The organism is Telluria sp. AZSoR62 (genome assembly GCF_058111565.1).
This window is the reverse complement of record NZ_JBYTST010000009.1, coordinates 144,895-170,643: the sequence shown is the minus strand read 5'-3', so window position 1 is coordinate 170,643 and position 25,749 is coordinate 144,895. Positions and strand designations below refer to the sequence as shown.

The following is a 25,749-nucleotide window of genomic DNA, read 5'->3' as shown; positions in this document are numbered from 1 at the left end:
GGCCCCTCAAGCCGGCGACGCCGCCCGCAGGCGCCGGATCAAGGACCCGGCATCCGCATCCACCTGCATCAGCCCCAGGTGCTCCGGCCTGACGAAGCCCTCCTCGCTCTGGTGGCGCACGAAATTCACCAGGCCGTCCCAGAAGCCGTTCGGGTTGTACAGCCCGATCGGCTTGGCGTGGATCCCCAGCTGGGCCCAGGTCACCATCTCGAACAGTTCTTCCAGCGTGCCCATCCCGCCGGGCATGGCGATGAAGCCTTCCGACAGGTCGGCCATCATGGCTTTGCGCTCGTGCATGTCCTTGACCACGAACAGGCGGGTCAGGCCGGCGTGGCCGACCTCGCGCTCGACCAGGGCCTTGGGGATCACGCCGGTGGCTTCGCCGCCCAGGCGCAGCACCTCGTCGGCGATCACGCCCATCAGGCCGACCTTGCCGCCGCCGTAGACCAGGCCGATGTTGTGCTCGACCAGCGCTGCCGCCAGCAGGCGCGCCGCGTCGGCATAGAGGGAATTGGCGCCGTGGGCGGCGCCGCAATACACGGCCAGTGTCTTCATCGTGAGCGCAGTAGGGTTACAGGAAATCGGCGCCGGGCCTGGCCTCGGCGGAGAGCTTCTTGAGGTATTCCTCGGACAGCTTTTCGAACAGCAGGCGGGTGTCGCCGCGCAGGTAGGGCCCCAGCATCGACAGCACCTGGTAGCAGCCGCGCGCGAGCGCATCGGCGATGGCCTGCTGCTCGCTGTACTTGCGCGGGTTGCGCACGTATTCGTAGGACAGCCAATAGGTCGCCACCACCACCATGTTGGTGGCCATGGCGCCGATCTGCTGGTCGCCCGCGTCGAGCGAGCCTTCGCTGCGCAGGTCTTCGCACAGCTGGCGCGCGACCTTGATCTTGTGGGCGAGGATGGCCTTGAAGTGCAGCTCGAGCTTGCGGTTGCGCGAGAGCAGGTCGTTCAGGTCGCGGTAGAAGAAGCGGTAGCGCCAGATCAGCTCGAACATCAGGTGCAGGTAGAGCCAGACGTCTTCCATGTTCGAGCGGCGTCCGGCCGGCACGGTGAGGATGCGCTCGATCTCCGCCTCGAACTGGACAAAGATCGAATTGACGATGTCGTCCTTGTTACGGAAGTGATAGTAGAGGTTGCCGGGCGAGATATTCATCTCCTCGGCAATGACGGTCGTCGTGATGTTCGGCTCGCCGAATTCGTTGAACAGCCTGAGCGAGAGCTCGAGGATGCGTTCACGGGTCCGGCGCGGAGCTTTTTGTTGCATGAAGGGCGAAGTTTATGGTGCCAGCCCGGAGAATAACACCAAATGATGCCATTGCGACAGCGCGGGAGGCCCCGTTTCAGGCCCCGTCGCCATCTTCCTGCACGATCGTGCCTTTTTGGCCGCGGCGGGGGCGCGGTCTGGGGGCCGGTGTCTGCAGTTGCGAGGCCAGGCCGGCCAGCATGCTCTCGAGTTCGTCGACGCGCCGGCGCAATGCCTCGACCTCGCTGGCGGCCGGCACGCCGATGGTGGCCAGGGCCCGCGCCACGCGCTCTTCGAACACCTGTTCCAGCTTGCCCCAGGAGCCCCCGCTGCGGCGGCTGGCGCGTTCGGCGGCGCGGGCCACGGTGCCGGTGGCTTCTTCCACTTCGCGTGCACGCTTTTGCAACGCGCTGCCGTCGCGCACCAGGCGGGTGAAGGAGCGGCCGCCCTCTTCCTGGGCCTTGGCAAAGGCGCCCAGGCCAGCCTGCCAGATCTGCTGGGCGGAGTCGCGCACGGCGCGCGCGAGCGCCTCGTCGTCGTCGGGTGCGGGGAGTTTCTTGGTCATGGCGAAGGCCTCCTGGAGCGGGTCCCGCCATTGTAGGCACGCACAGTAGAAACCGGCTTCTAAAGGGGCTGGCGCCGGCCCTTCAGGTGGCTGCGCGCCGCTGCTGCAGCGCGACGGCCTCGCGGATGCTCAGGCGCAGGCCCTGGGCCGACACCGGCTTGGCGTAATGGGCATCGGCGATGCCGGCGCGCAGTGCCGCGTCGATCGCGGCCAGGTCTTGCTGGCCGGTGAGCATCAGGCGCGCCGTGCGCGGATAGCGCTCGGCTACCTGGGCCAGCACCTCGGTGCCGCTCATGCCCGGCATCGACTGGTCGCACAGGATCACCTCGACCGGCTCGCGCGCCAGCACGGCCAGCGCCTCGGCGCCGGAAGCGGCGGTGAGCACGCGCCAGGGTTCGGCCTCGAGCATTTCTGCCAGCACGGCCAGCATGAAGGGGTCGTCGTCCACCAGCAGGACGGTGGCCGGGGCTGCCGCGGGCACCGTGTCGCCTGGCAGCAGGAAGGCTTCGAGCTCGGCGACGAAGCTGTCGGGCTCGATGGGTTTGCTGATATAGCCGTCGAAGCCGGCCGCCAGCACCTTTTCGCGGTCGCCCGCCATCGCCAGCGCGGTCACGGCCAGCACCGGCACCCCGGACAGCGCCGGCTCGGCCTTGAGCGCGGCCAGCACGGCGAAACCGTTCATGCCCGGCAGGTTGACGTCGCAGGCAACCAGGTCGGGCGGTTCGGCCCTGGCCAGGGCGATGCCGCGCGGGCCATCCGGTGCGGACAGCGCCGCGTGGCCGTAAGCGGTCAGCAGGAACGTCATCAGCTCGACGTTCGCTGGATTGTCTTCGATGATGAGGATGCGGGCCAAGACGGCGCTCCCAGTACGCGTTGTGGCTACTGTAGCATGGCCTTCGTAAATACGGCCAGCGCTACCCGCTGCGCATAGGAGAGAGCTCCCGCATGAGGGCCTCGAGCACGCGCCGGTTGCGTCCCAGGGCCACGTGGCCGACGCCGCCGAAGGCGATGTTGTGCGCACCCGGCAGTTCGCTCGAGGTCTGGGGCGAAATGATGTTGTCGTGGTGGGTATAGATCGACGTGACCACCGCCCGCGTGGCCGGGTGTTCGCTGGCCGCCAGGGCCCGCAGCCAGTCGCATTCGGGCAGCCCGGCAGGGTCGCCGGGATATGCACGGCGCATCTGCGCGGCGTTCAGGCCGATGCCGAAAGCGGCCAGGCAAGTGCCGTGGTGGGGCGTGCCGAGCGTGATGACGCGCGCCGCCTTGCTGGTGCCGCAGGCGCGCATCCAGGCGCGCGCCACCAGGCCGCCCATGCTGTGGGCGACGATCACCACCCGGTCGGCACCGGTGGCTGCGCGCAGCGCATCGACTGCCCGCTCGACCAGGGGCGCATAGGCATCGATGTCGGCGGTGAGCGGCTCCAGGTCGACCGCGGCATGGCTGATGCGGGCCGCGTCCAGCAAGGGCATCAGGCGCGACCAGTAGCCGCTGTTGCAGCCGTAGCCGTGCAGCAGCAGCACGGGCGCCGCCCTGGAGTCCGGATGGATGCGCGTGCAGGGCCGCGCGCGCGGCATGGTCCACGAGGACTGCAGCATGCTCGACGCGAATTCTTCGGCGAACATGCGCAGGCGCGCAGCCATGCCGAGCCGGTGCTGGCTCGGCGTCGGGCTGGCGTAGCGCGCGCTCATCAGGAAGTTGTTGGCGTTGATGAGCAAGCGCACCAGCAGCACGCTGCCCAGGCCCGCGGCACAGGCCTGCCAGCGCGTGGCGCCGAAGACTTCGATGGCGGCAGCGCCGATGCCGAGGGCCGCCAGGGCCTGCAGCACCAGGATCAGGCGCAGCAGCGAGCGCGCGCTCAAGGCCTTCATGCGAGCCGCGCGGCCGGGCGGCCGGTGAGCTCGGTGGCCAGGCCGCTTGCCAGCTTGGCCGTCAACGCGTAGATCGACAGTTGCGGGTTGGCGCCGAGCGAGGTCGGGAACAGCGAACCGTCGTGCACCGAGACGTTGGACAGGCCCCGGTAGCGGCCGTCCGAAGCAGTCACGCCGAGTGCTTCGTCGCCCGACATCGCGCAGCCGCCCATGACGTGGGCCGAGGCCACGCGCGTCAGATGCACCTGCTGCGGCAGCGCGGCGATTGCCGTCTTCGCTTCTTTCCAGGAGCGGTAGCGTCCCGCCATCTCGTGCGCCGGCAGCACCTCGCGCGCGCCGGCCGCGAACTGGATCTCGGCCATGGACAGCAGGGCGCGCCGGGCGCCGTCCCACAGGTAATCGGTCAGCGGGTAGTCGAGCTCCGGGCTGCCGTCGGAGCGCAGGCGCACCGCGCCGCCGGCCGCATCGTCATGGAAGCCGTCGCGCAGCAGCGCCAGCATGCCCTGCAAGTGCGGGAATTTGCGCATCACATGCGCATGCTGCGCCCCGAAGCCGTTCATGGTGGTGGCCAGCAGCAGCGGGTGCAGGGGCGGCGCTTCCAGCTTGTAGCCGATCGGGCCGTCCGGGCTGCCCTGCAGGAAGTGGTCGGAATAGACGGTCTGCGGCGCGCCGGCCCAGGCTTCGACGCGCTGCGGGAAGAAGGCGGCCGAGATCAGGGTGGGATGGAGGAAGGTGCGTCTTCCCAGTTGCCCGCTGGGGTCCGGCGCCTTGGAGCGCAGCAGCAGCGCGGGCGAATTGATGGCGCCGCCCGCGACCACGTAATGGCGGGCGCGCAAGGCCAGCGTGCGGCCGTTCGGGACGATGCCGGCCGCGTCGAGCGCATGGCAGAGCAGCATATCGGCTCGCTCGCCTTTGAATACGAGTTGGTGGGCGCGGGCGCGCGTGACCAGCGTGGCGCCGTGCTCCAGCGCGGCCGGGATGGTCGTGACCAGCATCGACTGCTTGGCATTGGTGGGGCAACCCATGCCGCAGTAGCCGAGGTTCCAGCAGCCCTTGACGTTGCGGCGGATCAGGCCAGTATCGATGCCGAGCTGCCGTGCGCCGCGGCGCAGAACGTCGTTGTTTTCGTTGGGCGCGCCGGCCCAGTCCCCGATGTGCAGCCGCGCTTCCATCATGGCGAACCATGGCGCGAGCGCTTCCGGCGTGGCCTCGGGCAGCGCATGGCGCCGGCGCCACCAGTCCAGCGTGACGGGCGGCGTGCGGAAACTCGAGGTCCAGTTGACGGTGGTGGAACCGCCCACGGTACGGCCCTGCAGGATGTTGATGCCCTTGTCCGCCGTCTTGCGCGCGGCCGATTCCTGGTACAGCGAAGGATAGGCGTCGGCCTCGCGCATCTTGAAATCGCTGGAGGACTTCAGCGCGCCCTCTTCCACGACGATGACCGACAGGCCCGAACGCGCCAGGATCTCGGCGGTGACGCCGCCGCCGGCGCCGCTGCCGACGATGACGACGTCCGCTTCCAGGGTGCGGTCGCTGGCGATGGTGGAAGCATCGACGATCTTCCAGCCTTTGGCCAGGCCTTCACGGATCGGATCGGGGATGATCGGTGCACTCATGCGAGTTCCTTCATCGGTCCCGGATAGCCGGTCGCCGCCCAGCTGGACGGCTGCGCATACCAGGCGCCCAGCACCAGGTCGTGCAGCGCGTGGTAGGCAGTGCGCAACAGGCCCAGGCGATGCAGGCGCCAGTCCTGCAGGAAGGCGCCGACGTCCTCGGTGCGGGCGCCTTCCCAGCCGCCGGCGATCCCGGTCAGGAGGCGCCGCGCCGGCGCCAGCGCAAGCAGCCCGAAGAGGTCCTGGATCTCGGCCTGGGTGCCCGGGGGCAGGCCGAGGATGGCGGCGTGCACGCCCTCGATCGTGGCCGACAGGGCGGCCGCGCGGCCGGCGTCCTGCGGCAAGGCGCCGGCCAGGATCGCGGGAACGATCGCATGCAGCGCGGCGCGCGCTTCGCCATCGAGTGCGAAGCGGTGCGGACTGGCTGTGTGCCCAGCCCGGTACCATGCACCGGCGGCGGCCAGCGCCAGCGCGGCAGCTCCCGTAGCGCTCAGGAAGGTCCGGCGCGTTGTCCCCATGTCGTTGCCCCGTGTGTTTCTTTTAGTGTACAACAAAGAGAAAACGGGGCGGCCGGTGCAATGACGGGGGTTCGCAGCGCCGTGCGATCAGCCGGGTTGGCTGCGGTAAAGAGGATTGGCGTCTGCCGGCGGAGGACGCAAGGCCTCGAGGGGATTGGGTTGGGCCAGGAAGGCCGGCAGCAATGCGGCGGCCGGCGCTTCGTTCCCCCTGGCGAACAGCGCCTGCCTGTGCGGGGCGAGCGCACGGGTCACGCGCGCCACGTTGGCGCCGTGGTGGTAGCCGGCCGCCAGCGCCTCATCGGTCAGCCAGAGCGGCTCGAGCTTGAGGCCGGCGCTCCGGCCAACCGGACCCCAGTGGCATCCGGCGACATCGGCGCCGGGCGTGGTCTTGGGCAGGGGAACAATGATCATCCCATTCGCGGCCATGGCCGCGAGCATGCCGAGCTGGCATTGCTCGGCGCCGGCGCCGGTGCCGCCATGCCCGCCTCCTACCGAGAATACGCCGCCGACCATGCCCACCATCGAATCGGTGAGCCACAAAGATTCGATCACGCGTTCGATGAAGAGCTTGACCCGGTGGTGCATATTGCGGTGACGCGTCGGCGTGCCAAGGATGAGCCCGTCGAAAGGCGCCATGTCGGCCGGGGTCAGGTCCTCGCCCGTTTCCAGCAGCGTGACCGTCAGGTCGATCCCATCGACCGAGCGGGCGCCGGCCGCCACGCTCTGCGCCATCTGCCGGGTCGAATTGGTATCGGTGGTGTACACCAGCAACAGCCTGCATGTCGTGTCGTTCATCGCATTCCTCCGTCACTTCCATCAGGGCGCGACGGGGACAGCTGTCCCATCTCGCCCGCCGCAAAACGGCGCTTAGCATCGATCAGCTGCTCGCGGTCGTTCATCACGAACGGCCCGGACACGGCGATCGGCTCGAGCAGCGCAGGACCGGCCAGCAGGACGGCCGTGGCCGGCGTTCCGCCCGCCTCGATACGCAACAGGTCGCCGTGGCCGAAGCCCAGCACCGAACCCAGGGGATGCCCGTCGCCTTCGACGCCCACCTGTCCGCCGGTGACCAGCAGGCTGGCATTCCAATCGGCCGGCAATGGAAGGTCCAGCCGGGCGCCGGCATCGAGTTCGATGGTCCACAGCGCCATCTCGGTACGCGGACGCGCCGCGCCGCGCCGCACGCCTGCGAAATCGCCGACGTAGCAGTGAACTCGCGCGCCCTCGAGCACAACCGGATCGATCTGTGCGCGCTCGACATGGTAGACCTGCGGGGCGGCGAGCTTGAACGCCGCGGGCAGGTTGACGAAGATTTGCAGGCCATGGCATTCGACGCCATCGACTTGCGGGACTTCTTCGTGCAGCAGGCCGCGCGCCGCTTCGGTCCAGTGCATCGTGCCGGGATCGATGCGCGAGGCGTTCGCCTGGCTGTCACGGTTCAGGAAGCCGCCGGCCGAATCGGGCAGCATGAGCGTGACCGCGGAAAATCCGGCATGGGGATGCGGAGGGAAAAAGGGCTTGCTCATCTTGAACCAGTCGATCTGCAGCACCGGATCGAGCTCCCAGCCCAGCGTGGCGGGATGCAGCTTGGCGATGCTCAGGCCGTCCCCCATCGCATGCCGTGCAGGCAGGCTGGCGCCGCGCAGCGGCCGCAGCGCCGGTCCGGTATCGGTCCGCGGCGCCATCATCCGGCCACGCCTGCCAGCACGTCCTCGAACAGCAGCTTCTGCAGCGCACCGCCCTCCTTTCCGCTCCAGTCATGCGCCAGTTCCGCGAACACCGTGATGGTGGCGGTCAGGACCACGCCCGCGTTTTCCATGCGCTGGCGGGCGGTCTGTTCCGACAAGGCGAACGGGGAGCCGGAGGCGTCCAGCACTGCCTGCACCTCGAAGCCTTCCTGCACAGCGCTAATGGCAGGAAACACCAGGCAGACATCGGTGGTGACGCCGGCCAGGATCAGCTGGCGCCGGCCCGTCGCGCGCACGGCGCCGGCAAATGCCGCGTCGTCCCAGGCGTTGACCAGGCCGCTGCGCTTGATGCGCGCGGCATGTGCCGCGGGCAGGATCGCTTCCAGTTCGGGCATGAGGGGGCCCTGGAACTGCTTTTCCTGCGACGTGGTGAGCACGGTCGGGATGTCGAGGATGCGCGCCATGCGCGCCAGTGCAAGCGTATTGCGCCTGACCAGCTCCAGCGAATGGTTGTGGATTAAACCCATGGTGCCGACCTGGTGGTCGATCAGGATCAGTGCGCAGGTGGAGGTACTGAAGTTGCTCATGATGGCGTCCGTTCGGATAAGGGAGCCGTCATGCTATGCTTGTTCGATCAAACTTACGCTGAACGAACATCATGTTCGCTCAGGCGAACAATGCCCACCAGTCCCCTGCACTTCCAGCTCGACCATATCCGCATCTTCGTCACGGTGGCCCACTACGCGAGCATCACCAAGGCCGCGCAGGCCCTGGGCATGGCCAAGTCGACGGTCAGCAACCAGGTACGCGAGCTCGAACTCCAGCTGGGATCGAAATTGATCAGCGCGACCACCCGCAAGCTCATCCTGACCGAAGCGGGACGCGCCTATTTCGAACGCTGCCGCGAGGTGCTGGCTGGACTCGAAACCGCCAACGCCGAAGTGATGTCGCTGCAGACGCGGGTGAGCGGCACGATCCGCGTGAGCGCCCCCGTCGAGCTGGCGGTACATGTCATCGGACCGGCCATCGAAGCGTTTCTCGCCTTGCATCCGGCGGTCAGCATTCATCTCGATCTCGATAGCAGGAACGTCGACTTGAGCGGTGAAGGATTCGACCTCGCCGTGCGCATGGGCGCCGTCCGCGACCAGCAGGTGGTCGTGCGCCGCATCTGCAGCATTGCGCGACGCGCCTTTGCGAGCAAGGACTATATCGCCGCACATGGCCTGGCGCGCAAGCCCGCGGACCTGGCCCGGCACCGCTGCATTCTGTTTCCACGCATCGCCGATCACGCCGAATGGCGCTTCATCGGCAAAAAAACCGAGCAGGCCGTGTCGGTCACGGGCGCCCTCTCGGTGAACAATATCGGCTTCGTCAGGGAGGCCGTGCTGGCCGGTGCGGGAATCGGCATCCTGCCGGGATTCCTGAGCGACTCCCTGGCCGCGAACGGCAGCATCGTACAGGTATGCAAGCAGTGGGAGTTCATGCCGATCGACGTCAGCCTCGTGACGCCGAGCCGGCACGTCCTGGCGAAAACGCGGGCATTGATGGAATTCGTTTCAAGGACGATCCTGGCCGCGGAAGGGGCGGCAAACGGCACGCGCCGGATCGACGCCTAGCACAGTGGGCAAGCCTGGTCCATGCCCGTTCAGGCAGGCGGCAGCCGCTTGAGGATGTGACTGGCGACGCCGCGCAGGATGTTGACTTCTTCGGTCTCCAGCCCGGTGCGCGAGAACAGGCGCTTCAGGCGCGGCATCAGCTTCTTCGGGTTGTCGGCATGGAGGAAGCCGATCGCCACCAGCGCCTGCTCCAGGTGCGCATACATGCCCTCGACCTGGGCCAGGCTGGCGGCGTCGCCATGGAAGCCCACGCCGCGCCCGTCGACCGCGCCGGCCGGGTCGACCAGGGTCGCCATCCGGCACTCGTAGGCCAGCACCTGGGCCGCCTGCGACAGGTTGAGCGACGAGTAATCGGGATTGGCCGGGATGTTGATCAAGACATTGCAGCCCTCGACGATCTCGTTGGGCAGGCCGACGCGCTCGTTGCCCAGGATGAGGGCGGGACGCAGGTCCTGCTGCCCGGCCACGTGGCCGGCGAAAGCGCGCGGGGTCCAGACCGGCGGCGAGAATTCACGCAGGCGGGCCGAGACGGCGGCCGCGAAATTGCAGCCCTCCAGGGCTTCCTGCATGCTGCCGACGATGCGCGCGCCCTGAAGCACGTCGATCGCGCCACTGGCAAAGGCCACCGCTTCCGGGTCGTGCAAGGGGTCCGCGCAGCGCGGCGTGACCAGCACCAGCTCGCTGAAACCCATCGTCTTCATGGCCCGCGCGACCGATCCGACATTGCCGGCGCGGCTGGTTTCGACCAGCACAAAACGCAGGCGTTTAAAAAGAGACGTGTTGATTTCGGTCGGGTTCATTTAAAATAGCGCTATCGCGCGGTGCGGACAAATGGAATGCATGGACACCAAGTCATGGATTTTAACGGGTTCGACACCGCTTTGCTCTTTGTCATCCTCTAATTAGCTGACCGTTCACGGCGCTTTCCTGCGTGGTGGGCGTTCGCGTTTTTCTCGGAAAGCCTCCATGCATCCAATGCTCAATACGGCCATCAAGGCCGCACGCCGCGCCGCCACCGTCATCAACCGGGCGTCCTTCGATATCGACCGCATTACCGTTTCTGAAAAACAACACAACGATTTCGTCACCGATATCGACCAGGCGGCCGAGCAGGCCATCGTGGAGACGCTGCTGAAGGCCTATCCGGGCCACGCCATCCTGGCGGAAGAAAGCGGTGCGTCGGCTAACCTGAATGACGAGAGCCAGTTCGTGTGGATCATCGACCCGATCGACGGCACCACCAACTTCCTGCACGGCTATCCCAACTATTGCATCTCCATCGCCCTGCAAGAGCGCGGCGTGACCACCAACGCCCTGGTCTACGACCCGGTGCGCAACGACCTGTTCACCGCCACCAAGGGCGCCGGCGCCTACCTGAACGACAAGCGCATCCGCGTGCGCAACCACGACCGCCTGGGCAAGGCCCTGCTGTCCTCGGGCCACGGTCCCGACCCGCGCGCGCTGGCAGAATACCTGCGCATGTACGAAGTCGTGGCCTCGCGCTGCCACGGCGTACGCAGCAGCGGCTCGGCCGCGCTGGAACTGGCCAACGTGGCCGCCGGCCGCATCGACGGCTTCTATGAAAAAGGCCTGAAAGTCTGGGACATCGCTGCCGGCGCCCTGCTCGTGACCGAAGCCGGCGGCATCGTCGGCGAGTTCAGCGGCGAGTCGGACTACCTGCACAAGGGCGACGTGGTGGCGGCCGGCCCGAAGGTTTTCGGCGCCATGATCCCGCTCCTCTCGCCTTTCGCGTAAAATACCAGCTGTGCTTCTGGGGCGTGCGCCGTATTTGCCTGCATCGCCCCGCTTCACCGGACGGAAAGTCCCGGTCAGAAACTTTCCACTGAGAAATAACTTCTCTATAATCCCGGCTGACTACGCTTGAATCTTCAGGTGTGGCAGCGTCCGGCGTTCCCGCGGTATCCACTGCGTCCCGCCTGCAATGACTAATCCGATTTTCCTGGACTGGCGCTGAGGCTAGCGGTGGGCCCACTTTTATATAAAGAATTCATGTCATTTTCTACTCTCGGTTTGTCCGACGCGATTGTTCGCGCCGTCACTGAACAAGGCTATACCACGCCGACCCCGATCCAGGCACAGGCGATTCCCGCCGTGCTGGGCGGCGGCGACCTGCTGGCCGGCGCACAGACCGGCACCGGCAAGACCGCCGGCTTTACCCTGCCGATCCTGCAGCGCCTGTCCACCGACAAGGTCGGCGCCGCACTTGCCAGCAAGACCGCCCCGCGCGCCATCCGCGCCCTGGTGCTGACCCCGACCCGCGAACTCGCGGCCCAGGTCGAGGAAAGCGTGCGCCTGTACGGCAAGTACACCAACCTCAATTCCGCCGTAATCTTCGGCGGCGTCGGCATCAACCCGCAGATCAAGCTGCTCAAGCATGGCGTCGACGTCCTGGTCGCCACGCCGGGCCGCCTGCTCGACCACGCCGGCCAGCGCACCGTCGACCTGTCGAAAGTGGAAATCCTGATCCTGGACGAAGCCGACCGCATGCTGGACATGGGCTTCATCCACGACATCAAGAAAGTGCTCGCCCTGCTGCCGCCGAAGCGCCAGAACCTGCTGTTCTCGGCAACCTTCTCGGACGACATCAAGGCCCTGGCCGACAAGCTGCTGGACAACCCGGCCTCGATCGAAGTCGCCCGCCGCAATTCGACCGTGGAAGTCATTTCGCAGAAGATCCACCCGGTCGACCGCGACAAGAAGCACCCGATGCTCTCGCACCTGATCAAGGAAAACGATTGGGAGCAAGTGCTGGTCTTCACCCGCACCAAGCACGGCGCCAACAAGCTGGTCGAGCAGCTGGGCAAGGACGGCATCGGCGCGATGGCGATCCACGGCAACAAGAGCCAGACCGCCCGTACCAAGGCCCTGGCCGAGTTCAAGGATGGCAGCCTGCAAGTGCTGGTCGCCACCGACATCGCGGCGCGCGGCATCGATATCGACCAGCTGCCGCACGTGGTGAACTACGACCTGCCGAACATCCCGGAAGACTACGTACACCGCATCGGCCGCACCGGCCGTGCCGGCGCCACTGGCGAAGCCGTGTCGCTGGTCTGCGTGGACGAGCACCAGATGTTGAAGGACATCGAAAAGCTGATCAAGCAGACCCTGCCACGCCACGTCATCCCCGGCTTCGAGCCTGACCTGAACGCCAAGGCCCAGCCGATCCAGCTGCGCAGCGGCGCACCTGGCCATGGCGGCCGCGGCGGTGGCGGCGGTGGCCGTGCTGCGGGCAACCGCGGCGCCGGCGGTGGTGGCGGCGCAGGCGGCAACCGCGGCGGCAACGGCGGCGGTGGCGGCAAGCCCCGCAGCCCAGGCGGCGTCCCCGCCTCGGCAGGCGCCAAGCGCCCGAGCGGCCCCCGTCCAGCCAGCGCTTCGCGCCCAGGCCGCGACCGCTAAGCGTTACTCCGTGGCTCTTACTGGAGCCCGTTAATGAGGGTCAGAGTCGAATTACCGAGCAACTTCCAAAAGTTGTCAAACAATTCGACTCTGACCCTCATTATTTTGCAACAGCCTCTGCCGCCAGCTAATTGGGGTCAGAGTGCAATTAATGGGAAAGATCGTTAAATTTCCCGATAATTGCACTCTGACCCTCATTGCTTTTCGAATGGCTGCTCATTTTTCGCTTGCACGCGAATCGAAGGAGGCATATAGTTGCAAGCTCAATGATCTATTGAGGACACCGAAAGGATAATGATGAGTTCCGCTCCCCTGCCCCCCGAGACCGAGTTCTGCCTGCGCATGGCGCGGGTCACGACTGCGCTGGTGCGCCGCTTCGATTCGGCGCTCGGCAGCCACCACGGCATCAGCTTTTCCGATTACCAGATTCTGCGCCACCTGAACCTGGCACCTGGCGGTCGGCTGCGCCGGGTCGACCTGGCCGAATGCCTGGGCCTGACGGCCTCGGCGGTGACGCGGGCGCTGCTGCCGCTCGAGAAGATCGGGCTGGTCGGGCGCGAAAGCGATCCGCGCGATGCGCGGGTCGGCTTTGCGATCATCACGCCGGTCGGTAGCGAACTGGTCGGCAATGCGGAGTCGGTGGTCAATGTCGTCAGCAATAACCTGGTGGGCAATGTGCGCGCCGAACTGCAGTCCTTGAACGCCGCGCTGGCGCAGATGTCGGGCAATCCGGGTGCAAGCATCTAGATGCGGCGACCTCGCAGGTTTCCTGCCCCGGGCGGCGGTTTGGTTTAGGATAGGACTCCGTTTCCCGACGAGTCCACGATGCCCAAATTCGCCGCCAACCTGAGCACCCTGTTTACCGAAGCCGCCTTCCTCGAGCGCTTTGGCCTGGCCAGGGCGGCTGGCTTCGATGCCGTCGAATTCCAGTTCCCGTACGCCTTTGAGCCGCGCCAGATCACCCAGCGCTTGCAGCGCTACGGCCTGGAGCTGGTGCTGCACAACCTGCCGGCGGGCGACTGGGCCGGCGGCGAGCGCGGCATGGCCTGCGACCCGCGCCGCGCGCGCGAATTCGAGGAAAGCGTCGCGCTGGGCCTCGAATACGCCACCGAACTGGGCGTGCGCCGCCTGCATTGCCCCGCCGGCAAGCTGCCGCCGCATGTCCCGCCAGAGCGCGCCCACGCCGCCTATGTCGACAACCTGCGCTACGCGGCGGCACAGTGCGCAGCGCACGGCATCGATCTCTTGATCGAGCCGATCAATGCCCGCGACATCCCGGGCTATTTCCTCACCGGGACGCGCCAGGCCGCGGCCGTCATTGCCGAATGCGCTGCGCCCAACCTTTTCCTGCAGTACGACATCTACCACGCCCAGCGCATGGAAGGCGAGCTAGCCGGCACCATCCGCGAATACCTGTCCCTGATCCGCCACATGCAGCTGGCCGATGTGCCGGGACGCCACCAGCCCGGCACTGGGGAGATCAATTTCCCCTACCTGTTCCGCCTGCTGGACGAGCTGGGCTACGAAGGCTGGATCGGCTGCGAATACAGCCCGCAGGGCGCGACCGCGGCCTCGTTCGGCTGGTTCGACGAAGTGCGCGGCCGTACGCCAGAGACGCTGGACACAGCGTGATCAGTCAGGCAACATCGACGCTTTCACCACACCAGGAGCCAGCATGATCCAGGGATTGCGCACCGTCATTTACCCCGTTACGAATTTGCCCGAGGCCACTGACTGGTATGAACAGGTCGTCGGGCACGCGCCCTATTTCAATGAAGTCTTCTATGTCGGTTTCCAGGTCGGCGGCTTCGAACTGGGCCTGATTCCGGACGGCGAACCCGGCGCCACCGGCGCCACCGCCTACTGGGGCACCGAGGACGCCGACGCCGAGCTCGCGCGCCTGGTGGCGCTGGGCGCGGAAGTCGACTCGCCCGTCACCGACGTCGGCAGCGGCATCCGCGTGGCCACCGTGCGCGACCCCTACGGCAACCTGTTCGGCGTGATCCAGAATCCACACTTCGACCTCGCCAAGGCCAGGTGATTGACCATAAGCAAGGTCGCTCCGGACGGAGTTTGAAACAATGGACCTTTCGGGCCGCCTCATGCGGCCAGGAAGGAGCCCATGCTGCGATATTGTTCACCCCGTCTGCTCCTGCTCTTCGTCCTGTGGCTGGGCGGCTGCGCCTCCACCGGCGGGCCGGTCAGCCTGCAGGAAGTCCGCGCATTCGCCGACGCCTCGGCCAAGCTGGGCGGCTATGCCGAACTGGCGCGCCGCTACCGCGACACCTACGAGCGCGAGCAACCCTACCTCTCGCCCGCCACCGACAAGCTCGGACGCGAGAACGACGCCAAGCGCAAGGCCGTGTACGAGGACTTCATCGCCATCCAGAAGACCCTCGTGCTCTACATGCAGACCCTGAGCCTGCTGGCCGGCGACACCCGCTACGATCTGTCGGCCCGGATCGATGACCTCGGCAATGGCCTGAAGGCGAATGCCGAATCTGGCCTGCAGCAGCGGCACATCACGGCCTACACCGGCATGACGCGGCTGCTCACGCGCGTGATTGCCTCCGGCTACCAGAATCGCAGCGTCGAAACGATGGTGCGCGACGGCGACGCCGATGTGCAGGTGCTGCTCGACGCCATGATCCAGCTCACCCGGCTCTACTACAAGACCAACGAGAATGAAAAGAAGACCATCCTGGGCATCTTCGATGTCGAGATCCCGTTTTCGACGCGTAACTCCGACCGCATGCTGGTGACGCTGGCCAAGGTGCATTACCTGAACAAGGCCACCGAGTACAAGCTGGTCGACCGCCGCTACGAGCTGGCGCTGCAGGGCCTGACCAAGGTCGCGCTGGGGCACCAGAAGATGCGCGAGAACCTCGGCAAGCTGTCCACGGATGAATTCCGGCGCCTGCTGGAAAACTACGGCCGCGACCTGCGCATGATCCGCGACGGCCTATCGGGCGAATGACAGGAGAGCACATGGCACCGACCCCACCCCGCACCGAAGCCGGCGCGCCCGCATCCGGCCCTGCACCGGACGATGCCGGCGCCGCCCTGGCCCCCGAACAGGCCCTCGATGCCGCCGAAACCGCCGCGTCCGCACCGTCCGCCGAAGCCAGGCTGGACGCAGCACCTGCGTCGGGCGGCGGCGGCCTGGCCACGCCCGGCCAGATCGTCGAGCTGGCCGACCAGCTCTCGGCCTGCGCCGACCAGATCCACGAGCGCGTCATGCGCGAGATCCGCGCCTATGCAGGCGGCCCGGTGCCGGAAAAAGTGCAGGCCACGGCGCGCGCCCTGCTCGAGGACGAAGTGCTGCTGCGCCAGCGCGCCAACGGCCTGTATGCGGACGCCGCCACCTTCATCGTGCGCGCCCTGGGCAAGCCGCAGGCGCAGCTGGTCAAGCTCACGGCGGACGCGGCCGAGAAGATCCGCCGCATCGGCGTCATCGGCGAAGTCACGGGCCTGGTCAGCGGCTTGCTGGCCCTGGCCGGCGCCGCAGCGACGGGCCAGGCCGTGCCGGTGCTGGTGGCCCTCGACAAGATCCACAAGCAGGTCAAGGCAATCGAAGCCCTGGCGCCGAAAAAACCGCCCGCCAAGGCGAGCTGACCACCCCGCGGCGCGTTCGCCGGCGAACACCAGCCTTGCCGGGCGCCCGCCCAGTCCCACGACTGGCCGGCCGCTGCCTCATCAAGACATGTGCTGTCCGCCATTGATCGCCAGGTTGGCGCCCGTCACGAAACCGGCCTCTTCCGACACCAGCCAGGCCACCATCCCCGCCACCTCCTCCGGCTGGCCGAGCCGGCCCATGGGGATCTGCGGCAGGATCTGCTCATGCAGCACGTCCGGCCGCAACGCGTGCATGCCGCGCGTGTCGAGCAGGCCCGGCGACACGGTGTTGACGGTGACGCCATGGCGCGCCATCTCCAGCGCCAGCGCGCGGGTCAAGCCGTGCATGCCCGCCTTGGCCGCCGCGAAATTGGCCTGGGCTAATCCGCCGCCCTGGGCGCTGGCCGCGGCGATGTTGACGATCCGCCCCCAACGCCGGGCGATCATCGGTTCCAGCACGTGCCGCGTCATGTTGAAGGCGCCGTCGAGGTTGACGCCCATCACCGCATGCCACTCGTCCAGTCCCATCTTGCGCATGCTGGCGTCGCGCTGCAGGCCGGCATTGTTGACCAGCACGTCGATGCGCCCGGCCTGGGCCAGCAACCGTTCGACGGCGCGCCCGCAGGCGGCGAAGTCGGCCACGTCGGTCTCGACGGCGATGAACTCCATGCCGTCGCGCCGGTGGCGGGCCAGCCAGGCTTCGTGGTGATGGTTGGAGGGAGAAAAGGTGGCGGCGACGGTATAGCCGTCGAGGTGCAGGCGGCGGCACAGCGCGGTGCCGAGTCCGCCCATGCCCCCGGTAACGAGGGCAACGCGATTGGTCATGAAGTATCCCCTGAACGTGGTTGTCCGCGTTCATCGGAAATAGCTTGGCCGCCGAGCGCGAGCTACCGAGTGTAGGGAAGCGGCCGGCGTGACTTATTGATTAAAATCAAGCCCGCCGGCGGGTGTTGCAGCGCCGTCAGGCGATCAGCTGGGGAAGGCTGCTCGGGTCGAAATCGGCCCAGTCGCCATTGACGATGTTGCCGTTGGCGCGCTCGAGATGGTGGGCGCCGAGACCGCGCAGCACGTCGACCGCACGGTCGGCCATGCCGGCATCGTCGAAGGCGACCGCCACCAGCATGCCGGCTTCGCGCGGCGGAATGCGGTTCTCGCCGCCCTCTTCCGGCTCGCCGCGCTCCTTCATCTTGGAAAAGCTGAACAGCGAGCCGACGTGGCCGCCGACCAGGCCGCCGACGATCGGGCCCAGCGGTCCGGTCACCGGGGACGTGGCGGCGCCAATGGCGACACCGACGGCGCCGCCGGTGGCGACACCCTTGACCACGCCCTCCGGCGTTTCCTTGGCGCCCGGCGACTGGATGTTGTCGCCGCCGATCGGGGTCTGGTTGTGCTGGCCCGGCTGGCTCAGGTAAAAGCCGCTGATGCGGTTGTTGTCGAAGCCGGCTTCGGCCAGTGCCTGGCGGGCGCGGTCGATGTCTTCCTGAAGCTGGAAGCGCCCTGCGATGATTGTGGACATATCGATTTCTCCTTGATCGTTGTAGCTCGACTATGCGCCCTGCGTGCCGCGCCCTCTGTACGCGGACGCACGCAGCTTACCGCCACTGCCCGTAGACCACCTGCTCGCCGAACCCCTCGTCCACCAGCACGGCGGGCTCCGGCATCCAGGCGCGCGGATCGAGCCGGTAATACTTCAGGAATTCCCCGTACAGCTCGGGATGGCGGCCGGCCAGCGCATGCGGCTGCTCGAAGAAGCTTTCGGTGGCCACGGCAAAGAACTCGGCCGGGCTGCTCGCGCCGTAATGGTCGAGCACGCCCTGCTGGCCCCACATCGCATCGCGCCGCAGGTTGGCGTAGTCGCGCGACAGGACTTGCGACCAGCTGCGGTAGCGCTCGGTGCTGCCGAGGTAAGGCGCCCCATTCGTGCTGCCGGACTCGCTGTCGAGCTGGTGGGCGAACTCGTGCAGCACCACGTTGTGCGAAGGCGCGTCCATCATGCCGGCGCGGCGCACATGGTCCCAGGACAAAATCACGCGGCCATCGCCCCAGGATTCGCCCAGCAGGTCCTGGCGCTGCTCGGAGACGACCCCAGCGGCATCGACCTCGCGCCGCGGCACCAGGAAGGCGCCCGGGTAGACCAGCACCGCATGCAGCGAGGGGTAGACCTTGGCCGGGACCGCGTCGCCGGCCCGTCCCAACACCAGCAGGCAGGCCTGGGCGGCAATCGTCAGGCGCATCTCGTCGGTGACCTCCAGGCCGGCGCAGCCGACGAAGGTCTTTTCGTGCAGGAATTGCTGGACCAGGCGCTGCAAGCGGGCTTGCCCGGCGCCGTCCATGCCGCCGTACTGGGCGACATTGCGCTCGATGACGGCCAGCTGGGCCGGCGCGAGCGGACGCGCCAGCGCCCGCCGCAGCCGCCAGCGGGGCAGCTGCCAGGCCGCCAGCAGGCCCGCTGCCAGCAGGCCGACGATGATGCCTTCCATTAGCGCCCCTTGGTAGCGAGATAATCCTGCAGGTCGTCCGCGCCGCCGATCAGGCGCCCGCCAATGAAGACCTGCGGCCACGTAAGGCTGCCGGTCACGGCGCGCAGCACGTTGGTGGTGATTTTCTGGTCTTCCGAAATATCGGTAAACACGATGCCATTGTCGCTTAGCGCCGCCTTGGCGCGCGCGCAATGCGGGCAGCCGGGACGCGAAAACACCACCACCGCTTCCGGCACCTTCGCGTCCGGGTTGATATAGCGGAGCATGGTGTCGGCGTCGGACACCTCGAACGGATCGCCTTCGCGGTCGGGCTCGATGAAGACCTTGTCGATGATGCCGTCCTTGACCAGCATCGCATAGCGCCAGGAGCGTTTGCCGAAGCCGAGGTCGCGCTTGTCGACCAGCATGCCCATGCCTTCGGTAAAGTCGCCGTTGCCGTCCGGGATCACCGTGATATTGGTCGCGTCCTGGCCGGCCTTCCACTGGTTCATGACAAAGGCGTCGTTGACCGAGATACACAGGATGTCGTCGACCCCGTTCTCGCGCAGCACCGGCGCCAGCTCGTTATAGCGCGGCAGGTGGGTCGAGGAACAGGTGGGCGTGAACGCCCCGGGCAGCGAGAACACGACCACGGTCTTGCCCTTGAACAGTTCGTCGGTGCTCAGGTCCTGCCACTGGTCGTCGGGGCGAGCCTTGAAGGTGACGCGCGGGACCGGCTTGCCCTGGAGGGTTTCCGGGGTCGGCAGGGTCATGGAGGGGGTCGCTTGCATGGGTCTTCCTTTCCTGTGAGCGGCAGGCGGACGCCGCGGTGAAAGGGAGGTAAGGCTCATTGACGGGATTTCAACGCACGGACCGCAAATAATTGTTCAACTGAAAAAACAAAGCCGCGCCATTAGGCGCGGCATGAAGGACGACAGCGATCGTCGGACCGGCAGCTGCCGCGGGTCTCGGCCGCGGCGTACCGGGTCGCGCACTGGGGCGCGTCGGTCGGACGATTACTTGGCGGCGGTCTGGCCTGGCGGTGGGCCGAACAGCGCTGCGACCAGCGGATCGCGGGTGACCGGGCTGCGGTTCACGCGGATGGCGTAATGGGTGTCGTCCGCCAGGATGTGGAAGTGGCGGCCGCTGCCGGCCATGTTCTGCTCGCGCAGGCCTGGACGTTCCTTGCGCGGGGCGGCGCCTTCGCGCTTGGGCTGGCAGATCGCTGCCAGGAAGGCTTTCACGCGGTCCTGGTCGGGGCAGATCTGGTACACGGCCTTGCCCAGGTAGGTGGCGGTGCCTTCGATGTAGCGTGCCAGCTCGATGACGCCGGCTTCGCGCAGGTCGCGGATGTACTTGCGGGCGCCCGATGGCGAGAACTTCAGGAACCAGGCGATTTCGTCGGCCAGCATTTCGTGGGTCGAGAGCTCGTTGATCAGCTTCTGCATGTTCTCGATCCGGCGCTGCGTGGCCGAGGTGGAGCGGACACGTTCGATCGGCGCCAGGGAGATGGGCGCGCGTTCGGTAGGCTGCGGCGGGACGCGCTCGATCAGCGCCGAGTTGCTGGAAGTGTGTACTGCGCCGATGTCGCCTTGCACCGCGTTGTGATGAGTCGTTGCATGCATATTGGTGAGCTCCAATGAAAGAGAGAGACTGTGTGGTCCGGGTCGCTGTGTGTCGTTTGACACCCTGACAACACCTCGGTTCCGCTTAACTGGGCTCAAGATTGCCTGCGTCACCCCCTCTTGGTCTGTGCGCCATCCCACATTCGAGATCATTCCCGCAAGCATTTCTGACAAGCAAGCTTGCCAGTGCAATTTTTCATTGAAGAACTAGACCCTACCGGTTTGCGCCAACACGGTGCGCACGGGAGGGATTTTTGTAGTATTTTTGCCACTGTTGTAAATCCGCACAGCATAAATCGCATTGGTGCGGTACCGCACGAAAGCTGCGGAACTTGGACTGTTATTCTTTATCCAACACCTGCGCTTAAGCTTGCGATGTCAACAACCCTTCACCTTATGGGAGTTACCTGTGAATAATACGAAGAAGATCGCCCTGGCCGTGGCCATCCTGTGCTCGGCTGGCACCACCATGGCCCAAGAGATCAACCCATCGTGGTACATCCAGCCAAACGTCATCCACGCCAAGCCGGACAGCGACTTTGGCGTGCGCGACCGTGACTGGGGTGGTGGCCTGAAGTTCGGCAAGGCAGTCTCGCCAATGTGGGACATCCAGTTCGGCGCCAGCCAGGTGCGCTTCGAAGACGGTGCGGCAAATTATCGCCAGACCCTGCTGGGCGCGGACGCCCTCCTGATGTTCTCGCGCGACCGCTTCCGTCCATTCGTGCTGTTCGGCGTGGGCCTCGAGCGCGACAAGGTGGAAAACCCACTGCGCCGCGTCGGCAAGAATTCGCCTTACCTGACCGCCGGCATCGGCTTCCAGGCTTCCCTGACCCCGCAATGGTCGCTGCAGGCCGACCTGCGCAGCGTGCGCGGCCACCTGCGCGACGAAGAGCAGTTCGGCTTCCAGCGCAGCAACAACAAATACTTCACCCTGGGCCTGAACTACGCGTTCAACCCGCCGCCGGCCGCCGCCGTGGTCACCCCGGCAGCCGCACCGGCCCCGATGGCCGAAGCCCCGGCAGCCGCCCCAGCGCCGGCGCCGGCGCCTGCGCCGCAGGCCCGCTTCGAGAAAGTCACCCTGGAAGCGACCAAGCTGTTCGAGTTCGACAAGGCCGACATCATCATGCCGTCGCCGAAGCTCGACGAGATCGCCGCCGCCTTGACGGCCGACACCAGCATCACCGATGTCGACATCACCGGCTACACCGACCGCCTGGGTTCGGAACAATACAACCTGAAGCTGTCGGAGCGCCGCGCCAACGCCGTGCGTGACTATCTGGTCAGCAAGGGCGTCGACGGCAACCGCCTGAAGGCCTACGGCAAGGGCGAAGCCAACCCGCTGGTCCAGTGCACCGAGAAGAACCGCAAGGCCCTGATCGACTGCCTCGAGCCGAACCGCCGCGTCGAAGTCGAGCAGATCACCGTCGAAAAGCGCGTGCAGTAATGACCGGCCGGCCCTGCCCGGATGGTGGGCCGCCCGCGGCCCCGGCTAGCGGCAAGGCATGCTGATACAGGGGGCTTCGGCCCCCTTTTTTACTTGGAGGATGAAACATGGATGTCAAAAAGTGGCGACCGTATTCGCGTCAGCTGGTGGGCGTCCTGCGCTGCGCTGCCACCGAATGGCTGGCGCACCGCGCCGCCAGCAAGGGGGCCGCGCTGGCCTTCTATACCCTGTTCTCGCTGGCGCCGATCCTGGTGCTGGTGATCGCCGTGGCCGGCCTGTTCTACGGGCATGAAGCTGCCCAGGGCCAGCTGCTCGACGAATTGCGCGGCCTGGTCGGCACCCAGGGCGCCGAAACCATCCAGGCCATCCTGGCCGGGGCGCGCAACAAGGAAGACGGCCTGTGGGCCACCCTCGTGGCCGGCGCCCTGCTGCTGATCGGCGCCACCAGCGTGTTCGCCGAGCTCAAGGACAGCCTGGACGAGATCTGGGGCGTGCCCCCGCCCAAGGATGCCGGCTTCTGGGACCTGGTGCGCACCCGCCTGCTGTCGTTCGGGCTGATCCTGGTGCTGGGTTTCCTGCTGATGGTCTCGCTGGTGGTGAGCGCCGCGCTGGCGGTCGTCGAGAACTATATCGGCGGCATGTGGAAGGAAGCCGCGGTCGTCATGAGCTGGATTGCCCGGGGCATCAGCTTCCTCGTGATCGCGACCCTGTTCGGTGTGATCTACAAGCTGCTGCCGCGCATCAAGCTGTCCTGGCACGACGTGATCATCGGCGCCGTCGGCACCGCGGCCATGTTCACGCTGGGGAAATTCCTGATCGGCCTATACATCGGCAACAGCGGCGCGGCGGACAGCTTCGGCGCCGCAGGGTCCCTGATTGCGCTGCTGTTGTGGGTGTATTACTCGGCGCAGATCTTCTTCCTCGGCGCCGAGTTTGCGCGGCAGTATGCGCTCAAGCTGGGGAGCCTGAAGCACAAGCCGAAGGAAGAAACCGGCGATGTGCCGCGGGATCAGCCCGGGAAGAAAGCCGCGGTGCCGACAGGTACCTGGAAGGACGGCCGCGCCGTGTAAGTCACACGTGGCCGGGCGCGCTGCCCGGCCAACGAATCAAAGGTGGGCAGAAGTTTTACTCCCCCAACAACTCCGCCAGCACTTCCATCCCCTCTACCCGCTCCGCAATCACCTTCAGCACCACCACCACCGGTATCCCCAGCAGCAAACCCCACATTCCCCACAGCCAGCCCCAGAACAGCAGGCTGACGAACACCGCCGCCGGGTTCATCTTGGCGATCTTGCCGGTCATCCAGGTGGTGACCACCATGCCGACCAGGGTCGCGATGCCCAGCGAAGAGCCGGCCACCAGGATCACCATGCGCAGCGACTCGAACTGGAAGAAGGCCACGGCGCCGGTGGCCATGGTGATGAGCAGCGGCCCGAAATACGGGATCACGTGGGCCACGCCGGCAAAGGCGGCCCAGGCGCCGGCGTTTTCCAGGCCGATGGCGCGCAGCGCCGCCCAGGTCAGAAGCGCCAGCAGGATGTTCGTCACCAGCAGCATGAACATGTAGTTCTGGATCGAGCTATTGATGTCGTCCAGGATATGGACCGTGACTTTCTTGCGGGTCAGCGAGGGGCCGGTCAGCTTGACCAGCTTGCGCTTGAAGGTGTCGCCCGCCAGCAGCAGGAAGAACACGAGGAAGATCACCATGGTGGCTTGCGACAGGAAGGTCGCCAGGCTGACCGAGCCGGCCAGCACCCAGTCCATCACGCGGATGCCCGGGGCGGCCGTACCCGGCGCCGGCGGCACGCTTTGCGTGCGCTTCTGGATGACGCGGCGCTGCTCGCCGCTGCCGGCATTCGACGCGGCGCGTTCGATCTCGGCGGCGGCGGCCTGCACCTGCTGGATGGTCGAGCGCTCGCCCGGGGCCCCGCTGCTGGTCAGGATGCGCGTGATCTTGTGAGTGAGCGTGGGCAGCTCGTCGATGATGTTGAAGAATTCGTCCTGCAAGCGGTACAGGGTGCCGCCCATGGCGCCGAGGATGAGCACGGTCACCAGGGTTGCGCCGATGGCGCGCTTGACATGCCAGCGCTCGAGCCAGCGTACGACCGGATTGAGGGTATAGGCGATGAAGATGCCCAGCAGGAGCGGCACGAAGAATTTCTGTGCCCACTGCAGTGCAAAGATGGAAGCGATGGTGGCGAGGATGCCGAGCGAGAGTCCGCGTGCGTTGACGTGGATCGGCAGCCGCAGGCCGCCCACATGCATGGTGAGCTCGTCGCCTGCAGGGCCGGGCTCGGCGCCGGGCCCGCTTGGGGCCGGCGCCGCCGGGGCGGTATTGTCGGGCGCTATCGCGGCAGGTTGTGCCGGTTCAGGTGGTGCAAGCTGCATGGATGGTGCCTTGACAATGGAGCCGGGCCGCCCCGGCGCAGTACATTACTTGACGCGGATGTCGTTCTTCACCGAGGTTACACCTTTCACGCCGCGTGCGATTTCCACCGCGCGCTGGGCATCGCCAGGCTGGGCCACGAAGCCCGACAGCTGGACGTCGCCCTTGAAGGTTTCGACGTTGATTTCGGTGGCCTTGACGGTTGGGTCTGCAGCGAAGGCAGCCTTCACCTTGGTGGTGATGACGGCATCATCGACGTACTCGCCGGCGCTGGTGCTGGTCGCGGTCGAAGCGCAGCCAACCGAAGTGATGGCGATGACGGCAGCGAAGGAAGCGGTGACGAGGCGTTGTGCAATTTTCATGATAGCTCCTGGATAAAGGTGGTCAAACTACGGGTAAAACTACTGGACTAAGCCCATGCGGGCGGTGTGGGCGGTCCGGCACGCCGGACCGCTTGATTACTTCCGGAAGGCGGTCTTGGCGGTGCTGACGCACTGGTCCTTGACTGCCCCGGCATAGGCGTCGCATTTTTCAATGGCGACGCGGTATTCGGCGGCGAGCTTGTCTTCGCGCGCATCAAGGCGCGCTTCGATGCTCTTGCGGTCGGCCTTGGCATCGGCCTGGGCAGCGACCAGGGTGGCCTTGGCCTGCTCGAGGCAGACGTCGCGGTCGTTGCCGGTCACGGCTGCGCAGCGCACCTTGTCGCGGTCGAAGTTGGCCGACGCGATCTTCATGCGGGCCTGGGTATAGGCCGACAGGGTGTTCTTGTAGGCGGCCTCGGCTTCTTCGTCGATGCGGACGCGGGCAGCCTTGGCTTCGGCCATGCACAAATCGTGCGGATTGCCGGCGATCAGGTCGCAGCGGGCGCGGGCGCCCTTGTAATTGGCTTCGGCGGTGGCGCGCGCCTGTTCGTAGACAGCTTTCGGATCCTGCACAGCCTGGGCTTGTGCTGCATTGGCCCAGGCCAGCGCTGCACCGACCAGCAGGAAAGCATGGGTTGTTTTCATTTTTTATTCTCCATTTATCAACACGCTAAGGACGTTTTACACGTGGCGCCGGAGATCTTCTGTTCGCTGCCGAACACATGAGCATTTACACAACAATTGCATGAAAAACTATGAATGTTCGACAAACAAAACGTAGAGCAAGGACGGTTAGGCAACGCACAGACCCCAACCGTGGCAGTGCTATTCTGAACTCACACTTTTGTCAGGAGAACAACATGAAAGCAACCCGTACCCTTGCTGCTGCTGTACTCGCAACCTCGGCACTGCTCACCGGCTGCGCCAGCACCTCGTCGCCGCCGTATAACGACGGATACAACACCGGCTACAACAACAATGTGTCGATGGGCTATGGCACGATCGAATCGATCCAGGTGACCCAGGGCGCCAACCGCACCAGCGGCGCCGGCGCAATCCTGGGCGGCGTGGTCGGCGCACTGGCCGGCAACCAGGTCGGTAGCGGCAGCGGCCGTACCGCTGCCACCGTCGCAGGCGGCGTAGCCGGCGCGGCGATCGGCAACAATGTCGAGCGCAACCGCAATACCAACGGCGGCATGGAGCAGTATCAGATCAATGTGCGCATGGATAACGGCGAATACCGCGCCGTGACCCAGGACAGCGTGTACGACCTGCGCGTGGGCAACCGCGTGCGCATCGTCGACGGCCGCGTCTACCGCTATTGATC

30 protein-coding genes are annotated in these 25,749 nt (G+C 66.3%); 11 read left to right on the top strand and 19 right to left on the bottom strand.

Features of this window, described 5'->3' with window-relative positions:
* Positions 1-6 precede the first annotated feature (6 nt).
* From AC3XQU_RS15520 to AC3XQU_RS15475, 10 genes are all read right to left on the bottom strand, one after another.
* On the bottom strand, positions 7-555 hold the full coding sequence (locus AC3XQU_RS15520) for an LOG family protein (protein WP_489875060.1): 549 nt from the start codon (positions 553-555) through the stop codon (positions 7-9).
* Positions 556-571: 16 nt separating this feature from the next.
* On the bottom strand, positions 572-1,267 hold the full coding sequence (locus tag AC3XQU_RS15515) for a TetR/AcrR family transcriptional regulator (protein ID WP_489875059.1): 696 nt from the start codon (positions 1,265-1,267) through the stop codon (positions 572-574).
* A gap of 76 nt (positions 1,268-1,343) precedes the next feature.
* Positions 1,344-1,811 carry a phasin family protein gene (locus AC3XQU_RS15510; RefSeq protein ID WP_489875058.1) on the bottom strand — a complete coding sequence of 156 codons (468 nt, stop codon included), beginning with the start codon at positions 1,809-1,811 and terminating at the stop codon, positions 1,344-1,346.
* Positions 1,812-1,893: 82 nt separating this feature from the next.
* Complete coding sequence (locus AC3XQU_RS15505) at positions 1,894-2,664, bottom strand: response regulator (protein WP_489875057.1); 771 nt, start codon at positions 2,662-2,664, stop codon at positions 1,894-1,896.
* Between the two features lie 61 nt (positions 2,665-2,725).
* On the bottom strand, positions 2,726-3,679 hold the full coding sequence (locus AC3XQU_RS15500) for an esterase/lipase family protein (RefSeq protein WP_489875056.1): 954 nt from the start codon (positions 3,677-3,679) through the stop codon (positions 2,726-2,728).
* A complete protein-coding gene (locus AC3XQU_RS15495; protein ID WP_489875055.1) occupies positions 3,676-5,295 on the bottom strand; it encodes a GMC family oxidoreductase N-terminal domain-containing protein in 1,620 nt (539 codons plus the stop codon). The genes AC3XQU_RS15500 and AC3XQU_RS15495 overlap by 4 nt, the downstream gene beginning before the upstream one ends.
* Positions 5,292-5,810 (bottom strand): hypothetical protein, encoded by a 519-nt coding sequence (locus tag AC3XQU_RS15490; protein ID WP_489875054.1) that lies wholly within the window; start codon positions 5,808-5,810, stop codon positions 5,292-5,294. The genes AC3XQU_RS15495 and AC3XQU_RS15490 overlap by 4 nt, the downstream gene beginning before the upstream one ends.
* Positions 5,811-5,897: 87 nt before the next feature.
* Entirely contained in the window at positions 5,898-6,605 is a 708-nt protein-coding gene (locus AC3XQU_RS15485) for an NADPH-dependent FMN reductase family protein (protein ID WP_489875053.1), read from the bottom strand.
* A complete protein-coding gene (locus tag AC3XQU_RS15480) occupies positions 6,602-7,498 on the bottom strand; it encodes a pirin family protein (protein WP_489875052.1) in 897 nt (298 codons plus the stop codon). Before AC3XQU_RS15480 ends, AC3XQU_RS15485 begins: the two co-directional genes overlap by 4 nt.
* Complete coding sequence (locus AC3XQU_RS15475) at positions 7,495-8,085, bottom strand: isochorismatase family protein (RefSeq protein ID WP_489875051.1); 591 nt, start codon at positions 8,083-8,085, stop codon at positions 7,495-7,497. The genes AC3XQU_RS15480 and AC3XQU_RS15475 overlap by 4 nt, the downstream gene beginning before the upstream one ends.
* A gap of 90 nt (positions 8,086-8,175) precedes the next feature.
* On the opposite strand from AC3XQU_RS15475, the gene AC3XQU_RS15470 reads away from it, so the two are divergent.
* The gene (locus AC3XQU_RS15470) at positions 8,176-9,114 is read left to right on the top strand and encodes a LysR family transcriptional regulator (protein ID WP_489875050.1); all 939 of its coding nucleotides are present in this window, start codon (positions 8,176-8,178) and stop codon (positions 9,112-9,114) included.
* Between the two features lie 29 nt (positions 9,115-9,143).
* On the opposite strand, the gene AC3XQU_RS15465 is transcribed toward AC3XQU_RS15470, so the two are convergent.
* Positions 9,144-9,914, bottom strand: coding sequence for an RNA methyltransferase (locus AC3XQU_RS15465; protein WP_489875049.1), 771 nt, complete (start codon positions 9,912-9,914; stop codon positions 9,144-9,146).
* A 175-nt stretch (positions 9,915-10,089) separates the two neighbouring features.
* On the opposite strand from AC3XQU_RS15465, the gene AC3XQU_RS15460 reads away from it, so the two are divergent.
* From AC3XQU_RS15460 to AC3XQU_RS15430, 7 genes are all read left to right on the top strand, one after another.
* Positions 10,090-10,869 (top strand): inositol monophosphatase family protein, encoded by a 780-nt coding sequence (locus tag AC3XQU_RS15460; RefSeq protein ID WP_489875135.1) that lies wholly within the window; start codon positions 10,090-10,092, stop codon positions 10,867-10,869.
* Positions 10,870-11,124: 255 nt separating this feature from the next.
* Positions 11,125-12,531, top strand: a complete 1,407-nt coding sequence (locus AC3XQU_RS15455) for a DEAD/DEAH box helicase (protein WP_489875048.1) — start codon at positions 11,125-11,127, stop codon at positions 12,529-12,531.
* Between the two features lie 297 nt (positions 12,532-12,828).
* Entirely contained in the window at positions 12,829-13,278 is a 450-nt protein-coding gene (locus AC3XQU_RS15450; protein WP_489875047.1) for a MarR family winged helix-turn-helix transcriptional regulator, read from the top strand.
* A 78-nt stretch (positions 13,279-13,356) separates the two neighbouring features.
* Complete coding sequence (gene otnI / locus AC3XQU_RS15445) at positions 13,357-14,163, top strand: 2-oxo-tetronate isomerase (protein WP_489875046.1); 807 nt, start codon at positions 13,357-13,359, stop codon at positions 14,161-14,163.
* 43 nt (positions 14,164-14,206) lie between these two features.
* Complete coding sequence (locus AC3XQU_RS15440; protein WP_489875045.1) at positions 14,207-14,572, top strand: VOC family protein; 366 nt, start codon at positions 14,207-14,209, stop codon at positions 14,570-14,572.
* Between the two features lie 81 nt (positions 14,573-14,653).
* Complete coding sequence (locus tag AC3XQU_RS15435) at positions 14,654-15,508, top strand: hypothetical protein (RefSeq protein ID WP_489875044.1); 855 nt, start codon at positions 14,654-14,656, stop codon at positions 15,506-15,508.
* Positions 15,509-15,519: 11 nt separating this feature from the next.
* The gene (locus AC3XQU_RS15430; protein WP_489875043.1) at positions 15,520-16,146 is read left to right on the top strand and encodes a hypothetical protein; all 627 of its coding nucleotides are present in this window, start codon (positions 15,520-15,522) and stop codon (positions 16,144-16,146) included.
* An 81-nt stretch (positions 16,147-16,227) separates the two neighbouring features.
* Here AC3XQU_RS15430 and phbB read toward each other — a convergent pair whose 3' ends face one another.
* The 5 genes from phbB to AC3XQU_RS15405 all read right to left on the bottom strand — a co-directional run bounded on the left by phbB (position 16,228) and on the right by AC3XQU_RS15405 (position 20,230).
* Positions 16,228-16,971: an acetoacetyl-CoA reductase gene (gene phbB, locus AC3XQU_RS15425; protein WP_489875042.1), complete on the bottom strand. Its 744-nt coding sequence runs from the start codon at positions 16,969-16,971 to the stop codon at positions 16,228-16,230.
* Positions 16,972-17,107: 136 nt separating this feature from the next.
* A complete protein-coding gene (locus AC3XQU_RS15420; protein WP_489875041.1) occupies positions 17,108-17,662 on the bottom strand; it encodes a hypothetical protein in 555 nt (184 codons plus the stop codon).
* Between the two features lie 76 nt (positions 17,663-17,738).
* Positions 17,739-18,626 (bottom strand): M90 family metallopeptidase, encoded by an 888-nt coding sequence (locus tag AC3XQU_RS15415; protein WP_489875040.1) that lies wholly within the window; start codon positions 18,624-18,626, stop codon positions 17,739-17,741.
* Positions 18,626-19,396 (bottom strand): glutathione peroxidase, encoded by a 771-nt coding sequence (locus AC3XQU_RS15410; protein ID WP_489875039.1) that lies wholly within the window; start codon positions 19,394-19,396, stop codon positions 18,626-18,628. Before AC3XQU_RS15410 ends, AC3XQU_RS15415 begins: the two co-directional genes overlap by 1 nt.
* Before the next feature lie 225 nt (positions 19,397-19,621).
* On the bottom strand, positions 19,622-20,230 hold the full coding sequence (locus AC3XQU_RS15405) for a winged helix-turn-helix domain-containing protein (protein ID WP_489875038.1): 609 nt from the start codon (positions 20,228-20,230) through the stop codon (positions 19,622-19,624).
* 409 nt (positions 20,231-20,639) lie between these two features.
* On the opposite strand from AC3XQU_RS15405, the gene AC3XQU_RS15400 reads away from it, so the two are divergent.
* Both AC3XQU_RS15400 and AC3XQU_RS15395 read left to right on the top strand, forming a co-directional pair.
* The gene (locus AC3XQU_RS15400) at positions 20,640-21,674 is read left to right on the top strand and encodes an OmpA family protein (protein WP_489875037.1); all 1,035 of its coding nucleotides are present in this window, start codon (positions 20,640-20,642) and stop codon (positions 21,672-21,674) included.
* 107 nt (positions 21,675-21,781) lie between these two features.
* Entirely contained in the window at positions 21,782-22,744 is a 963-nt protein-coding gene (locus AC3XQU_RS15395; protein ID WP_489875036.1) for a YihY/virulence factor BrkB family protein, read from the top strand.
* Between the two features lie 55 nt (positions 22,745-22,799).
* Here the strand turns inward: AC3XQU_RS15395 and AC3XQU_RS15390 are convergent, their stop codons facing one another.
* From AC3XQU_RS15390 to AC3XQU_RS15380, 3 genes are all read right to left on the bottom strand, one after another.
* Positions 22,800-24,062 (bottom strand): AI-2E family transporter, encoded by a 1,263-nt coding sequence (locus tag AC3XQU_RS15390; protein ID WP_489875035.1) that lies wholly within the window; start codon positions 24,060-24,062, stop codon positions 22,800-22,802.
* Between the two features lie 45 nt (positions 24,063-24,107).
* A complete protein-coding gene (locus tag AC3XQU_RS15385) occupies positions 24,108-24,422 on the bottom strand; it encodes a BON domain-containing protein (RefSeq protein ID WP_489875034.1) in 315 nt (104 codons plus the stop codon).
* A gap of 96 nt (positions 24,423-24,518) precedes the next feature.
* Complete coding sequence (locus tag AC3XQU_RS15380) at positions 24,519-25,067, bottom strand: hypothetical protein (protein ID WP_489875033.1); 549 nt, start codon at positions 25,065-25,067, stop codon at positions 24,519-24,521.
* Between the two features lie 215 nt (positions 25,068-25,282).
* Between AC3XQU_RS15380 and AC3XQU_RS15375 the strand changes: the two genes are divergently transcribed.
* Positions 25,283-25,747 (top strand): outer membrane lipoprotein, encoded by a 465-nt coding sequence (locus AC3XQU_RS15375; protein WP_489875032.1) that lies wholly within the window; start codon positions 25,283-25,285, stop codon positions 25,745-25,747.
* Positions 25,748-25,749 lie beyond the last annotated feature (2 nt).